This is a genomic window from Actinomyces vulturis (assembly GCF_001687305.1).
Classification (GTDB): domain Bacteria; phylum Actinomycetota; class Actinomycetes; order Actinomycetales; family Actinomycetaceae; genus Actinomyces; species Actinomyces vulturis.
In genome coordinates, this window is sequence record NZ_LZRK01000004.1 from 83,250 (window position 1) to 98,716 (window position 15,467).

Here is a 15,467-nt window from a genome sequence, read left to right on the forward strand (position 1 = left end):
GCAAAGACAAGTGTTTAGGCGTCGATGCGCTCGCGATCGACCTCGTTGGCGCCGGCCACGATGAAGTCCTTACGAGGGGCAACGAGTGAGCCCATGAGGAGCTCGAATGTTTCTTCGGCATAAGTCAATGAGGCTTCATCAGCCAAAGTGATACGGCGTAGAGTGCGGTGCTCGGGTTCCATGGTGGTTTCTGCCAATTGGTGGGCATCCATTTCACCAAGACCTTTGTAACGTTGGGGTTCACGGAAGTGACGCCCTGCCTTTTCCAGTTTGCGCAGCGTACGCACTAATTCGTCGTCAGAGTAGGTGTAAATGATTTCTTTCTTTTTCCGTCCCTGCGCACTGACGTCAATACGGTGGAGCGGGGGTACAGCGGCATAAACGCGTCCTGCCTCAATCATGGGGCGCATGTAGCGGAAGAACAGGGTGAGTAGGAGAGTGCGGATGTGTGCGCCGTCCACGTCAGCATCGGTCATGAGAATGACCTTGCCGTAGCGGGCTTGCTCAATGTCGAAAGTGCGGCCGCTACCTGCGCCAACTACCTGGATGATGGCGGAGCATTCGGCGTTGTGGAGCATGTCTGCCTGTGAGGCTTTTTGGACGTTGAGGATTTTGCCGCGGATAGGCAGCAGAGCCTGATAGTCGCTGTTGCGTGCGCTCTTGGCAGTACCCAGAGCTGAGTCACCCTCCACGATGAACAATTCACTGGAGGCCACATCATCCGTGCGGCAGTCGGCGAGTTTCGCGGGGAGGGTGGAGGTTTCCAGGGCGGTCTTACGGCGGGAGATTTCCTTGTGCATGCGTGCGCTGACGCGAGCACGCATCTCCCCCACAATCTTTTCTTGCAGCGCGCGGGACTGAGTTTTCAGGTCTCGCTTGGAGGAGGTGAGGATGGAGGTGAGTTCCTTTTCCACCACGCTGGCAACGATTTGCTTGACCGGCGCGGTTCCCAGGACTTCCTTGGTTTGACCTTCGAACTGTGGTTCGGGTACGCGCACAGTGACCACTGCGGTCAGGCCTGCGAGGATGTCATCTTTTTCGATTTTTCCATCGCGTGCGGTGACCTTCAGTGCGCGAGCGTTGGAATCGATTTGCTTGCGCAGCACCTTAGTCAGTGCCTGTTCAAAGCCTGCCAGGTGTGTTCCGCCCATGGGGGTGGCAATGATGTTGACGAAACTGCGTTCGGTGGTGTCATAACCAATCCCCCAGCGCAGGGAAACATCCACGCCACATGTACGTTCCACCTCAACGGGGCGCAGGTGCCCGGTGTTATCCAGTTGCTGAACGGTTTCGGTGTAGGTGCCTTCTCCGGTCAGGCGGAAGGTGTCCGTCACTGATGCATCCGAGGCGAGGAAGTCAACGAAATCTGAGGTTCCTCCCAGGGCGGTGAAGGTTTCTACACCATCATCGCTGCCGGTATCGAAAAGATCATCGCCGCTGTTATCAGCGTCGGTCACTGAGCCGGGGCGCTCATCACGCAATGTGAGGGTCAGGCCCGGGACAAGGAATGAAGTCTGGCGAAGGCGTGCGCGGAGTGCCTCAGCATCATAGTCCGTGGGCTTAGGAAACATTTGGGGGTCCGCCCAGTAGCGCACGCGTGTCCCTGTCACGCCGCGCTTGACCTTGCCAATAACACGCAGTTCGGAGGCATCCGTAAATTCAGTGAATGGCGATTGGGGACTACGGCCTTGAGAATCATCAAAGGTACCAGGGACACCACGATGGAAACTCATGGCGTAGGTTTTCCCGCCGCGGTCCACTTCCACGTCCATGCGTGCAGACAGTGCATTAACCACGGAGGCACCTACACCGTGCAGACCGCCGGCAGAGCCGTAGGAGCCGTTACCGAACTTTCCGCCAGCGTGCAGTTTGGTGTACACCAATTCCACGCCGCTCAGACCTGTGGACGGCTCGATATCAACGGGCACGCCACGACCGTTGTCCGCTACCTCAACGGAACCATCGTCATGAACGATCACGTCAATTTTGCTGGCGTGACCTTCGAGTGCCTCATCCACGCCGTTGTCCACGATTTCCCAGACGCAGTGCATCAGACCGCGCTGGTCCGTGGAGCCGATGTACATGCCGGGGCGTTTGCGCACAGCTTCGAGCCCCTCAAGTACGGAGAGGTGACGAGCTGAGTAATCGGTGGATTGCGTTGCGTGTGTAGGCACGCGGTCAAAATACCGTGATTCACTGACAAACATGCAATCCCGCGCCGATTACCGGGGAAAACAAGCCACGGCTCACATCCTTGACGGATGCCAGACGAAGCAGATGCTCTGGCTAGTTCGCCTCGGAATCACCGAGGCCACACGTTAGAAGCCGAGTTTGGCCAGTGCCTTAGGATCCTGCTGCCAATCTTTGGCTGTGCGCACATGGAGATCCAAGAACACTGGGCGGCCCAGCAACTTTTCGATCTCACCACGAGCCTGAGTCCCCACGTCTTTCAGGCGCGAACCCCCGCGGCCAATAATGATGGCTTTCTGAGAATCACGCTCCACAAACAGACTCACGCGCACCTGCAGACGCTTACCCGTGCCCTTGGCTGCTACATCAGGGTCCTTGGAGGGGTCAACGATTTCATCAACCACCACCGCCAAAGAGTGTGGGAGTTCTTCACGAACGCCTTCAAGAGCAGCTTCACGAACCAGTTCGGCAATCATCACGGCCTGGGGCTCGTCAGTGATTTCACCGGTGGGATACAACGGAGGTGACGGAGGCAAGTATCCCATGAGGATGTCCGTGAGCACGTCCACCTGTTCACCGCGCTTAGCGGAAACCGGAACAATATCTGCCCAGTCCCCTAACTGATCCACGGCGATCAGTTGCTTGGCCAGTTGCTCACGGCTGACCTTATCCGCCTTCGTCACCACAGCCACCACGGGGCGACGCAAATCAGCCAAGTCACGAGCAATAAAACTATCCCCCGGCCCCACCTTTTCGTCGGCAGGAATACAGAAAGCAATGACATCCACTTCCGTGAGCGTTTCGCGCACGAGGTTATTCAGACGCTTGCCGAGAAGAGTCTTGGGGCGGTGGAGTCCGGGGGTATCGACAAGAACCAACTGGCGGTCCTCGCGATGAACCACGCCGCGCACATTGTGGCGAGTGGTCTGAGGGCGGCCCGAGGTGATGGCAACCTTCGTCCCTACCAGCGCGTTCGTCAGCGTGGACTTACCAGCGTTGGGACGGCCCACGAGGCAGGCGAAGCCTGCACGGAAGTCTTCAGGGTATGTAGGAACAATGATGTCCACGCGAGCCGATTCAGGAACAAGGTCCTCATCATCCTCAGGCCAGGCCATGGCGTTCTCGTCAGAGGCATCATCATCGTCGTAGTCGTCAGCATCATCGGCCCTGCTCGCGCTGGAAGCGGAGGATGCGGACGAAGCGGAATGTGCGGCGTCGTCAAAGAAATGATCGTTTTCATCGAAGGCGTTAGGGCCATCCATAAGTTCTGCATCAGAGGGAAACACGATGCGGGGTGCAGTCTCGTCGGGTGTAGTCATGGATGTTCCTGCCTTAGTCATGGTCCACGGTGGTGGAGGTCTCTGAGCTCATCATGTCATGTTCTTCACTTAAGGACGCCAGAAGTGTACGCACCTCTCCGCGGCGAGCCTTGTGCGCGCGGGCTTGGAGGTGGACTCCGGCGATGTCTCCAGTATCCCCTGGGCCCACGATACGGCCGGTAGCCTTCGAGAGGAGACCTGCTGCAGTATCCACATCGTCATCATCAATTTCCAGGTCAAAGAGGTCACCCAGTTCATCAATGGGTAGCCGTGCCGGAATTTCCCAAAGTCCTGGCGAGATAAAAATGGGTTCAGGTTCGGCGTGATCATGTTCGTCAGTCAGATCGCCCACCACCTCTTCTAAGAGATCTTCCATGGTGACCAAGCCTGCAATACCGCCGTATTCATCTACGGCCAATGCCATGTGGAAGCGCCCCACCTGCATGTCACGCAAAAGATCATCGGCCAGTTTCATTTCTGGCACAAACATGGCGCGGCGTACGAAAGCGCTGACCTCACGGTCGGATTGTTCGGGATGGGCGGCCAGGCGGCGCAGCACGTCTTTGAGATAAAGAACGCCACGCACGTCGTCCGTGGATTCACCCACCACAGGGATGCGCGAATATCCGGAGTAGATGAAGGTGTCCATAGCCTGCTGGGCTGGACAGTCGTGATCCAGCGTGACCATGTCCGTGCGGGGAACCATGATTTCTCGGACGAGTGTTTGGCCAAGTTCCACCACGGAGCGCATCATTTCGCGGTCTTCGTCTTCGATGGAATCGGCTTCACCGATCTCGTCAATCATTTCACGCAGGTCTTGTTTGACCTCCTCACGGGCCTCAGCATCAGTCATTGAGGCGCGGCGGCCGTAACGTTCTTGGATCCAGCGTGAGGGCGCACTAATGGTGTACACCTTCATGGCCAGCGGGGCGAGCCAGAGCATAGTGGTATCCGGTGCGCGGCGGCCCGCACTACGCGGAGAGAGACCCACCACTACGCCGAGCAACAGAGCGTTAATGGCCAGGGAGATGAGGAGGACAAGCCACCATTCATCGATCACACCAGCGACGGCCAGCGTCACGGCGACCGCTGCGGCCATATCGACAAATACACGTACACTCGCCACAGAAGCCATGACGGGACCGCGATGTTCGGCGAGGAAGAGTACCTGATCAGCATTACGACGTTGTTCTTCAACAAGGTCTTCCGCGGCAGCGCGAGTCATATGAGAAAGGGCTGCCTCAACGGCGCTGAGCAGTGCACCCTGGGTCAAGGTAATGAGGGCAAGAACGATTAAGAGACCAGTAGGGGCGTTTGGGGTCATCCGTCACGCTCCGCGAGGAAAGTCAGGAGGAGTTTGCGCTGAAGGTCAAACATTTCCTTCTTTTCTTCCTCTTCTGCGTGGTCATAGCCCAGCAGGTGCAAGATGCCGTGAGTGGTCAGCAGCAGCATTTCTTCAATAGCACTATGCCCAGCAGCAAGCGCTTGTTCCGCGGCCACTTGCGGACAGATGACAATATCCCCCAAGGTGCCTGCTTCGCTTTCTTCACCAGGGGAACCGGGACGCAGTTCGTCCATGGGAAAACTCATCACGTCCGTGGGACCGGGCAGATCAAGCCAGCGGAGGTGAAGTTCTTCCATCGGCTCGGGATCAATGAACAAAATGGCGAGTTCCGCAGCAGGATTGACATACATCGCTTTGAAAACATGGTCAGCCAGGGCCACGAATTCGGTGGGGTCGATATCAATGGCGGTTTCGTTCGAGACCTCGGTGCTCATCGATTGTTCTCCTGCCCTGGGTAGGTACGGCGCTGCGTGTAGGTACGGTTGTTAGGGCGGCGCGATGGGCCGCGGCGCATGGACCCCGTGGAGTTCACTGATGATGCGGCGTTTTCCGCATCGAAACGCTCGTAGGCATCAATGATGCGGCCCACGAGTTTATGACGCACCACGTCCGCACTGGACAGGTCACAGAAAGCAATGTCATCAATACGTTCGATAATGCGGCGTACCACCAGCAAGCCAGACTCTTGGCGGCCCGGCAAATCCACCTGACTCACGTCACCGGTCACTACCATGGTGGAACCGAACCCTAAACGAGTGAGGAACATTTTCATCTGCTCCGGCGTAGTGTTCTGTGCTTCGTCGAGAATAACGAAAGCATCGTTGAGGGTGCGTCCACGCATGTAGGCCAGAGGCGCTACTTCAATAGTGCCTGCTGCCATAAGTTTGGGGACTGCCTCAGGCTCAATCATGTCGTGAAGCGCATCGTAAAGAGGACGCAAGTACGGATCGATTTTATCTGTCAGGGAGCCAGGAAGAAATCCGAGGTTCTCTCCAGCTTCTACGGCGGGACGGGTCAAAATGATGCGGGAAATCTGTTTTTTTGACAGACGATCGACTGCCTTAGCCATAGCAAGGTAGGTCTTACCGGTACCTGCCGGGCCAATACCGAAAGTGATGGTGTGGTTGTCGATGGCATCGACGTACTGTTTTTGACCCAGAGATTTAGCACGAATAGTGCGACCACGGGCAGTGAGTACATCAGCAGCCAGAACTTGAGCAGGACGAGCGGCAGCCGCCAGGAGGCTAATAGCCCGTTCTACAGCGTCAGCGGTGAGCGCAGTGCCCTCGCGGGCCACATCAATAAGTTCACTGGTCAGAGTAATGGCCATGTCTACGTCCCCTGCTGGGCCAGAAACAGTCATCTCGTTACCGCGAACAAGGATGTCAAGTGAGGAAAATCCATGTTCCATGGCACGCAAAACTTCGTCACGGCTACCGAAGAGAACAACGGGAGAAATGTCATCGGGGATAAGCAGATGCCGAGTGCTGTGAGGCTGAGTGGAAGTTGTCGTGGTACCAGTGGTGCTTTCAGATGTATGTGCTGTTTGCGCGATTGGCGCCTGAGTTACGTGGCGCGAGAGTACGTGCTGCGCTGAGGTTTCGGTCATCGCTTATGAGTCTATCGAGTTCAGAGCGCTCAGTGATAGCGGGCCCTTGCGACACTCAACATAAATTACCTCTTGCGAAATGCACTCATTTTCATTAGTGTGAACTGCATTATATGAAACACTGTTTCAAAAGTAGTGGTTGATGATGACCACCGCAGGAGCCCACCAGCGATAGCAAAGGAGGGAGCATGGCGACCAAACAACGGTTAACCAAGGACCGCGCCGACTCCACCGACGCAGTATGGGCTGCTCTGCGTGCAAGCGACAGTGCAGTGGTCTCCGATTTAGCCCAAGCTACTGGCTTTTCACGCCCTACCGTCAAAGCGATTCTCAACGATCTTCAGTCACGCGGATATGTCATTAGCACCGAGGCAGAAGAATCCACATTAGGACGCCCAGCCACAACATGGTCTGTTTCCCCACGCGCAGGAATAGTGATCGTTGCTGACCTTCTCATTGACACCATGGCCATTGCGGCGGCCACAGTTGCCGGACAAGTTCTCGAAGCCTGCGTCGTCACCATTCCGCGTGACAACGCCTCTCGCTTCCCCCAGGTAATTGATTCCCTCAAGCGCACAATATCTGCTCACGCAGACCATGGCCCCGTCCACCATGTCACTCTTTCCTCAACAGGAACTATTGATGGTGAGGGAAACATTATCGCTGCCGATCTCGTTCCTGCATGGACAGGATTCCCCTTAGGCACTGCAGCCAGTGATGCTCTTGGCGTTCCCGTCACCGTTCACAATGACATCAATATGGCAGCCCTAGGCGAATTCTCCTCCAGAATGGACAAGGCAGCACTTGGCCCTCATGCGGATCTGCTTTTTATCCATATGGTTCGCGGTATGCACACAGGACTCATTCTTGACGGCACTATTCATACCGGGCGCCGTTGGAATGCCGGTGAAATCTCAGACATTTTAGGACTGCGCCTTGATGACCACGACAGTCCAGATGAGCAATGGATCCGTCGAGCTGCTATGACCATTGCTGCCGTTGGCGCAGTTGTCGATCCTGACGTTATCGCTATTTCATGCCCGACCCCTGAAACACGCCCCACCATTGATGCGCTCATCCAGCACATTCGGGCCCGCCGCAATGATCACGCTCCTGCTATGCGAATGGAACTTGCCCATCTGGGGTGGGCAGCCAGCCTCACAGGTGCGCTCTTTTCAGCCTTAAATTCCGCCAGTTCAACCATTAGTGGAATACGCCATCCCCGCCCCACCAGCATTCATACTCCACAACTGCTCATTGATGCTGTTACGAAAGGACGTCACTCAACGATGAAACCATCTAGTGCAGAAGAAACCAGCGCAACAACACTCAAAGTTGGTGTGGTGGGATGCGGCGCACGCGCACACTTCACCTTGGCTGCTGAGTTACCAGAAAACAATGGCAAGATCATCGCCGTCTGCGATCCTCATCATCTGGTACGCAAACGCGTTGAAGAACGTCTTGAGCGCGATCCTGACTCCGTGACCATCACGGACAACATCACTAACCTCATCGCTACCGGCATTGACGTAGCCTTCGTGACCAGCCCCGATGACACTCACGCAGCCGCCACCTGTGAACTACTCGAAGCGGGTATTCCGGTCTACCTTGAAAAGCCTCTGGCCATTACTCTCGATGACGCCACGAAGATTCTTGAAACCGCTTACCGCACGCGCACGCGTCTGTACGTGGGTCACAACATGCGCCACATGAACGTGGTGCGCAGCATGCGTCAGCTTATTAAAGAAGGACGCATCGGTGAGGTCAAGGCTATCTGGTGCCGCCACTTCGTGGGTTCCGGAGGTGATTTCTACTTCAAGGATTGGCACGCATCTCAGGAACACGGAACCGGCTTACTCCTACAGAAAGCCGCACATGACATTGACGTGATGCATTGGCTTAGCGATTCACACACTGTAGACGTCGTGGGCATGGGCGGTCTGACTCTCTACAACCAGATTAATGACCGTGAGGATCGCTCCGATCACCTCATGCCCGAGTGGCATTCCCTCGATAACTGGCCGCCTCTTAGTCAAAAGGGCATGGCACCAGTCATGGACGTCGAAGATATTTCCATGATGCTCATGCGCATGGATTCAGGTGTTTATGCCTCCTACGAGCAGTGCCATTACACGCCGGACTACTGGCGTAATTACACCGTCATCGGTACCGAAGGGCGTATTGAAAACTTTGGTGACGGCGAAGGTGGACACATCAAGTTGTGGAATAAGCGCACCTATTACAACCCCGATGGTGACGAAGTCTTCCCCATCATCGGCGATGCAGAGGGGCACGGTGATGCGGATGTTCTCACCATTACCGAATTCATGCGTTTCGTCCGCGAAGGAATCCCGACGGATACCTCTCCCCTAGGTGCCTGGTATGCCGTTGCTGCTGGTATTCAAGCAACCACGTCACTACGTAACGGTTCCATTCCTCAGCAAGTTCCTGAACTTCCTGAGCACATCATCCACTATTTCATCAATAACCAAACCGTTTGAGATTCCTGCTCAAACACAACACGAGGAGAAAAACATGACAACGTTGTCACGGAGGAGTTTCTTGGCAGGAACCGCAACTGCGGTTGCTCTCACCTTGGCTGCATGCTCTGGAGACAAGAAATCGGACGGTGGAACAGCGCAAGGTGCTGATAAGGAACTGAATGCGGATACCACCGCAGAAATCACCCTAGCGTACTGGGATAAAAACCAAACTCCCACGGTTGAGGCCAATATCAAGTCCTTCAACGAAAAGTACCCGAATATCAAGATCACTACGAACCTGTCAGGCTACAAGGATTATTGGCAAAAGATTCGCACCCAAGCTGAAGGAGGCCAGTTACCTGACGTTTTGTGGATGAACGGCCCCAACATCCAGTTGTACGCCTCTAATGGCATGCTTGTGCCCTATGACGATGGCATGGATATTGCTTGGGATGATTACCCCAAGGCCCTCGTCGATCTCTACACCTGGGACGGCAAGCACTACGGTATTCCCAAGGATTTCGACACCATCGGCGTGTTCTACAACAAGAAGTTATTCGCCGATGCTGGCGTTGATGAGCCTCAGGAAGGATGGACCTGGGAAGACTTCCACGAGAAGGCCAAAGCCATCTCTGACTGGGGTAAAGATCAGGGAATTTGGGGCTGCGCCACCACTATTAATGGTGACGGCCAAGGTACCTACTACAACACCATTTTCCAGGCTGGCGGTTACGTCATCAAAGACAACAAGTCCGGATTCGACGATCCCAAGAGCATCGAAGGCCTGCAGTGCTGGGCTGATTGGGTCGCCGACGGTTCTGTTGCTCCCCCGGCAATCGTGACAGACACGAAGCCCACCGACATGTTCAACGCTGGAAAGAGCGCCATGTTCTGGTCCGGCGACTGGGTCGCTCCCGAAATCAAGGAGGCTTTCGCTGACCACGTCACTGATGTTGGAGTCATTGGCTTACCCAAGAAGGAAAAGGAAGCCACCGTCATTCACGGTCTTGGCTGGGCAGTGTCTGCACATACCAAAGAACAGGCTGTTGCTCAGGCTCTAGCAGCTCACATGGGCAATAAGGAGTCCCAGGAGGTCGAAGCAAAGAACGGCACCGCTATTCCGGCTTATAAGGGCACCCAGTCCCCGTGGGTCGACGCGTATCCCGAATGGAATTGTCAAGTCTTTGTTGACGCAGCCAACGATTACGCAGTTCCCTACCCTGTGTCGAAGAACACCAATGTGTGGGCCAATGTCGAAGGAGACTACCTCACCCCCGCATTCGCTGGTGAAAAACCCGTTCCTGAGGCGGCAAAGGAACTGGCCGATTTCATGAACGACGCATTGTCTAAGGAGAAGTAATGACTAACGCCAGGTTGCGGGGCAGCACCAAGGCTGCCCCGCACCCCGGCACTCCGTCCGCTCAGCGGCGGCGCCGGGGTCATCCCACATCAGTAGGTGCATGGCCGGTTTTGTTCATCGGACCGTTGATGGCTGGCGTTGCCGTGTTCTACTACTGGCCCATCATCAAGAACATCATCGTCTCGTTCCAGCAGACCGGCGCCTTTGGTGGAGATCCCCATTTTGTGGGTTTTGATAACTACAAAGAAGTCTTCACCAGCCCCGACCTCATGAGCGCAATCGGTAACACATTACTCTATACGGCAATCGTGTTGCTTGGTATCCCGCTGTCTGTGTTCATCGCTTCGATGATCGAGTTGCCGGGATTAAAAGGCAAAGGCTTGTACCGCACGATGTATTTCATGCCCTATTTAGCTATGCCCATGGCTGTGGCCCAGGTATGGAAACTCGTTTACAACGGTAACTTCGGTCTGCTCAACCAAATTCTTCGCGGCCTAGGCGTAAGTAACCCGCCATACTGGCTAGTGACTCCCGGATGGGCATTATTTGCTGTCTCCTTATTCGGCGTATGGGCGTCGATTGGTTTTAACGTCATCATCTTGTCCGCCGGCCTCAAAGCGATCCCGCGCGAACTCTATGAAGCAGCATCAATTGACGGTGCTAGTACCTGGAGACAGTTCCGTACTATTACGGTTCCTCTACTCAGCCCCTCGATTTTCTTCCTTACCATCATGACCACTATTGGCGGCTTCCAACTTTTCGATGCCCTCTACGCAATGATCGGTACAGGAAACCCCGCAGAACCCAAGTCACGATCTCTAGTGTTCTTGTTCTACCGCGAAGCTTTCGTGAACTCGAACCAAGGTGAAGGCGCTGCAGTTGCCATTGTCATTTTCGCCTTCGTAGCCGTGGTGACATTCTTGCAGTTCCTTGGTCAAAAGAAGTGGGTGAACTATGTCTAACAAGCGTTCCGTATGGGCCCAGCAACGCCGCTTTATTCCCGTACATATCATTTTGTTCATCGGCGGCCTATTCATGGTGTTCCCCTTCGTCTACCAGATTCTCATGAGTCTGTCGACGAATACGGAAATCCAGTCAATCCCACCGACGTTAATTCCCAAGACTTTTCAATGGGAAAACTATGTTGAGGTGTTTCACCGACTCCCATTCCTTCACCAGTTCTGGGTGAGTGTAGAAATTACTGTCCTGCGCACTGGCGTGCAGTTAATCCTTTGCTCACTGGGTGGTTATGCATTCGCTCGGATGCGTTTTCCCGGGCGCGGCATTATTTTCGGGTTCTTGCTTGCGATTCTCATGGTGCCGGGCCAGTCCTACCTTATCGGTCAGTACCAGCTCATCCGTGATTTTGGATTACTTGAAACCCCGTGGGGCATCGTGCTTCCCGGCTTTTTCTCCGCATTTGGTGTGTTCCTCATGCGTCAAAGTTTTATGGGACTTCCTGTGGAATTGGAAGAAGCAGCACGTCTAGATGGCTGTAATCCATGGCAAACATTCTGGAAAATTATGTTCCCCCTGGCTAAGCCGGGCTTGTTTGCGGTGACCATTGTGACTGTGCTCTGGTCTTGGAATGACTTGCTCTGGCCACTAATCGTAACCACACGTGAAGAATCCATGCCTCTGAGCGTGGGCATCGCTACGTTAGCTGGTCAGCATTCCAGTGAATATGCCCTCATGATGGCTGCGTCCGTCATGGCTATGGCTCCGATCTTCTTGCTTTTCTTCTCCATGCAAAAGCGTGTCATTGAAGGTCTAGCTACTTCTGGTCTGAAAGGCTGATGTGACGATGCCTGTGAATATCGCTTGCATTGGCGGTGGGCTTCGTTTTGAAGCATTAAGCGATGTGATCAGGCTGATGCCCGATCGATTCCGCGTGGTAGCAGTGTGTGAACCTGATGCACACCGCAGTGCTCTTGCCGCCCAGCGTTGGCCCGAGGCTCGGATAGTGTCTGATGTTGAAGCATTGCTACCCGCGGATGAGATCGACGCCGCGTTGGTTCTTACTCCTGATTTTTCCCATTCCAGCGTAGCCACCACTCTTTTACGCCATAGAATCTCGGTTTTCATCGACAAGCCCCTAGCAACGTCCATCAAGGAAGCCGATGAGATTCTTCGGGCTTCTTTATCCTCGGGGGCTTTGGTCTATGTGGGGCACAATATGCGTTTTATGCCGGTGATTGAAGAGATGAAAAAACTCATTGACTCCGGCGCTATTGGGCGACCACTGACTTTTTGGATTCGTCATTTCATAGGACGTGGTGGAGACTACTTCTTCAAGGATTGGCACGCGTGCAATACGTTGACTGGTGGATTACTCATCCATAAAGCTAGTCATGATCTTGATGCTTTGGCATACATGACCGGTGCTCAGTTCACTGCGGTCAGCGCAATAGCTTCACGGCAGGTCTATCACCAGTGCGAACGCCGGGATCCCTCACTCCCCCAACCACCAATTGTTCAAAGTGTTGATCATTGGCCTCCACGCAGCCAACGCGATATTCATCCGTATGCTGACGCATACGATTCCGCCATCATGTCTTTGCAATGCGTAGGCGGCATGATCGGTACCTACATGCAATGTCACTTCACACCGGACTATTGGCGAAACTTCTGCATCATCGGCGACGCAGGACGCATTGAAAACTTTGGAGATTCCTCCGGTAATGGCGACATTCGTGTATGGAATCAGAGGCGAGCGGGATACGACGCTCAGCCAGACGTCGTCGTCCCATTAGGAACTGACCCACTGGACGGACGTACACATGACGGTGCGGACCAACGCATGCTGGAGGATTTCTACCTCTCACTCACCACTCACCAGCAGCCACGCACTAACGTGATGGACGCACGGATGTGTATCGCAGCCGGCGAGTTAGCCTTGAAGTCCATCGATACTGGCGGCCACTATGATCTTGCCTATCCACCAGAGCTAAAACAATGAGAGTCCTCTTACTAGCTCAAGCCGGCCCCACTACCGGAGGCGTAGTGAGCCATGTGGGTGATCTAGCCGTAGAACTTATCGCTCGCGGCCACGACGTTGCCGTGGTCTGCTCATGCCACGGCGTGCTGGAAGAAAAAGCTCGGTCAGGTGGCGCCACCATCGTCATCCACCAAGCAGTGGCCGGTGGTTACTCACCCCAAGAGATGCAATCTCTCATTAGGTGGTGCAACCACTGGAAACCAGATGTTCTCCACGCCCATCTCCCCTCTGCCGGAATCGCCGCATGGTACGTGGCCCGCTCACTGGCGGTCCCACTGATCTACACGCAACACATGTTCATCAGTGATGACATCGTCACCCGCCTACTAGCCGTCGATGATCTCGACAGCACTGTCATTACTGTTGCCCCCTACTCCGAAAAACAGTTACGGCAGGCCCATCCGCAGCTCACCATCACCACAATTCCCAATGGTGTCCATCCTGTGCTCCTCAACAACGCACCCAGTACACCGGACCGTTCTCATCAGCCCCATCTCATATATGTGGGCAGACTGTCGCCAGAAAAAGGTCCAGACGTCCTCCTCACTGCCTTGGCATCGATCCACTCACAGATTCCCGCATTCCATCTTGATATCGTCGGGACAGGTCCCTACGAGCAACATATTCGCTTAATAGCCGAAGAACTGTTTGATGATTCCAGCATCACGTTTCATGGAAGCGTGAAAAATCCCTACGAACTGATCCAGCAAGCAGACCTAGGAATTGTGCCTTCCCTCCAGGATGCAGCATCACTGACTGTCCTTGAGATGATGTCCGCTGGATTACCCATCATCGCCACACGTGTGGGCGGCACCCCTGCCCTTCTGGGAGAAGGAGGAAATCCCTACCTCGTTGAACCAGGGAATGTTCATGATCTTGCACAAGCAATTCTTCGCTGCCTTCATCAGTGCTCGCATAGTGAACTAGAGGCTTATGGCCACTACCTCAAAACACGCCACCGTCAAGCATTCACCGTCGATGACATGATCCAGCGCACCATCGAGTTATACGAGGACGTGCGACGATGAGTGCGTATGCAACTCGCGATTCCTCCCACTCTGGCGCCACTTATGCTGCTCTTATTGCCCTGCCAATCCTCACCAGCGCTACTTGGATTCTGCTTAATGTGGCAGTCAAAGACGCTTCCGTGGGACTCACTGTATTTGGACGCCTCATATTCACTGCCCTAGGCCTCTACCTCCTGACGGTGGTCGAGAAACGACGTCATCACCACCGCAAGCAACAGAGTCCTATCGGTCACGAGTCTCAATTCCGCTTGTCTCAGCGCAACGTGCTGCTGTTATCCCTCACTGGTGTGGTGGGCTACACGATCTTTGTCACCATTGCAGTGTCACTGACCGGAGCGGTAATCCCCTCCCTCATTGGCTCAACAGGCCCTCTCATTGTTCTGCTCGTCGAATCCCACCTCCACCGCCGGAGAGTTCCGCCGCGTGTTCTGATAGGAACAATCATCACGGTGGTGTGCACCATCGGTTTCATCGCCTCACGCCATGAAAATGTGGGGCATGCGCTCAACCTTTGGGGAATCCTGTTTTCAATCCTTAGTTTGCTCTCCATGACGGCGTACGTAGTGCACTTCTCCATGGCTACGTCAGGATGGAAAGTCCCCATGGCATCCGTGATTCTGCCGATCTACGCGTGGAGTTTACTTCCCACAGGAGTCTGGGCACTATGTGACGTGATCCGAGGTGAACGGTTAACGTTCTCCACACTCGCAGTGTTATTCGCACTGGGTTTCGCCATCTACGTACCGGTCTATCTCCTTCAACACGGACTCCTTGCAAAGATTGGGGCTTTCCCCGTCAGCGTGGTGGGACTAAGCATCACACCACTGGTAGGTCTCTCAGGAATCATTCTTTTCAATAACGCCCCATGGTCACTATGTCAACAGTTCTTTGTGATCGCCAGCCTATTCGGGATGATTCCCGCACTATGGGCACGAACTCACCCATACACGAGAGCACAGGAAACCAGAGCAGGTGCGGATAACAAATGACCCGAGAAAACTCACACTCGTCAAGCATTCCCGCACAGCCGTGGTTCACGGCTGAATCACAGTCAAAGACACATAAGATAAAGCAGTACGGAAAGACCCCTCTTGGGACTCTATCCATCACGCGGCTACGACCACACGAAAGGTGC

The 15,467-nt window shown here is 54.6% G+C and carries 12 protein-coding genes; 7 read left to right on the top strand and 5 right to left on the bottom strand.

Annotation, left to right across the window (positions count from 1 at the left end; translation table 11 throughout):
- Positions 1-14: 14 nt before the first annotated feature.
- From A9753_RS07200 to A9753_RS07220, 5 genes are all read right to left on the bottom strand, one after another.
- On the bottom strand, positions 15-2,174 hold the full coding sequence (locus tag A9753_RS07200) for a DNA gyrase/topoisomerase IV subunit B (RefSeq protein ID WP_245637403.1): 2,160 nt from the start codon (positions 2,172-2,174) through the stop codon (positions 15-17).
- Between the two features lie 144 nt (positions 2,175-2,318).
- Positions 2,319-3,509, bottom strand: a complete 1,191-nt coding sequence (gene era / locus A9753_RS07205; protein WP_089024756.1) for a GTPase Era — start codon at positions 3,507-3,509, stop codon at positions 2,319-2,321.
- A 13-nt stretch (positions 3,510-3,522) separates the two neighbouring features.
- The gene (locus A9753_RS07210; protein ID WP_067782578.1) at positions 3,523-4,833 is read right to left on the bottom strand and encodes a hemolysin family protein; all 1,311 of its coding nucleotides are present in this window, start codon (positions 4,831-4,833) and stop codon (positions 3,523-3,525) included.
- The gene (gene ybeY, locus A9753_RS07215) at positions 4,830-5,288 is read right to left on the bottom strand and encodes an rRNA maturation RNase YbeY (protein WP_067782581.1); all 459 of its coding nucleotides are present in this window, start codon (positions 5,286-5,288) and stop codon (positions 4,830-4,832) included. The genes A9753_RS07210 and ybeY overlap by 4 nt, the downstream gene beginning before the upstream one ends.
- Positions 5,285-6,463 carry a PhoH family protein gene (locus A9753_RS07220; RefSeq protein ID WP_067782585.1) on the bottom strand — a complete coding sequence of 393 codons (1,179 nt, stop codon included), beginning with the start codon at positions 6,461-6,463 and terminating at the stop codon, positions 5,285-5,287. The genes ybeY and A9753_RS07220 overlap by 4 nt, the downstream gene beginning before the upstream one ends.
- Before the next feature lie 188 nt (positions 6,464-6,651).
- On the opposite strand from A9753_RS07220, the gene A9753_RS10130 reads away from it, so the two are divergent.
- Genes A9753_RS10130 through A9753_RS07255 form a run of 7 tightly spaced genes read left to right on the top strand, consistent with a single transcriptional unit; the run spans position 6,652 to position 15,321 of the window.
- Entirely contained in the window at positions 6,652-8,964 is a 2,313-nt protein-coding gene (locus A9753_RS10130) for an ROK family protein (RefSeq protein WP_083090401.1), read from the top strand.
- Positions 8,965-8,998: 34 nt separating this feature from the next.
- Positions 8,999-10,306 (top strand): ABC transporter substrate-binding protein, encoded by a 1,308-nt coding sequence (locus tag A9753_RS07230; RefSeq protein WP_089024757.1) that lies wholly within the window; start codon positions 8,999-9,001, stop codon positions 10,304-10,306.
- On the top strand, positions 10,306-11,268 hold the full coding sequence (locus A9753_RS07235; protein WP_067782588.1) for a carbohydrate ABC transporter permease: 963 nt from the start codon (positions 10,306-10,308) through the stop codon (positions 11,266-11,268). The genes A9753_RS07230 and A9753_RS07235 overlap by 1 nt, the downstream gene beginning before the upstream one ends.
- Complete coding sequence (locus A9753_RS07240; RefSeq protein WP_067782591.1) at positions 11,261-12,103, top strand: carbohydrate ABC transporter permease; 843 nt, start codon at positions 11,261-11,263, stop codon at positions 12,101-12,103. Before A9753_RS07235 ends, A9753_RS07240 begins: the two co-directional genes overlap by 8 nt.
- A gap of 7 nt (positions 12,104-12,110) precedes the next feature.
- Positions 12,111-13,265 (top strand): Gfo/Idh/MocA family protein, encoded by a 1,155-nt coding sequence (locus A9753_RS07245; protein ID WP_141673354.1) that lies wholly within the window; start codon positions 12,111-12,113, stop codon positions 13,263-13,265.
- Complete coding sequence (locus tag A9753_RS07250; protein WP_067782599.1) at positions 13,262-14,332, top strand: glycosyltransferase family 4 protein; 1,071 nt, start codon at positions 13,262-13,264, stop codon at positions 14,330-14,332. Before A9753_RS07245 ends, A9753_RS07250 begins: the two co-directional genes overlap by 4 nt.
- Positions 14,329-15,321, top strand: coding sequence for a DMT family transporter (locus tag A9753_RS07255; RefSeq protein WP_067782602.1), 993 nt, complete (start codon positions 14,329-14,331; stop codon positions 15,319-15,321). Before A9753_RS07250 ends, A9753_RS07255 begins: the two co-directional genes overlap by 4 nt.
- Positions 15,322-15,467 lie beyond the last annotated feature (146 nt).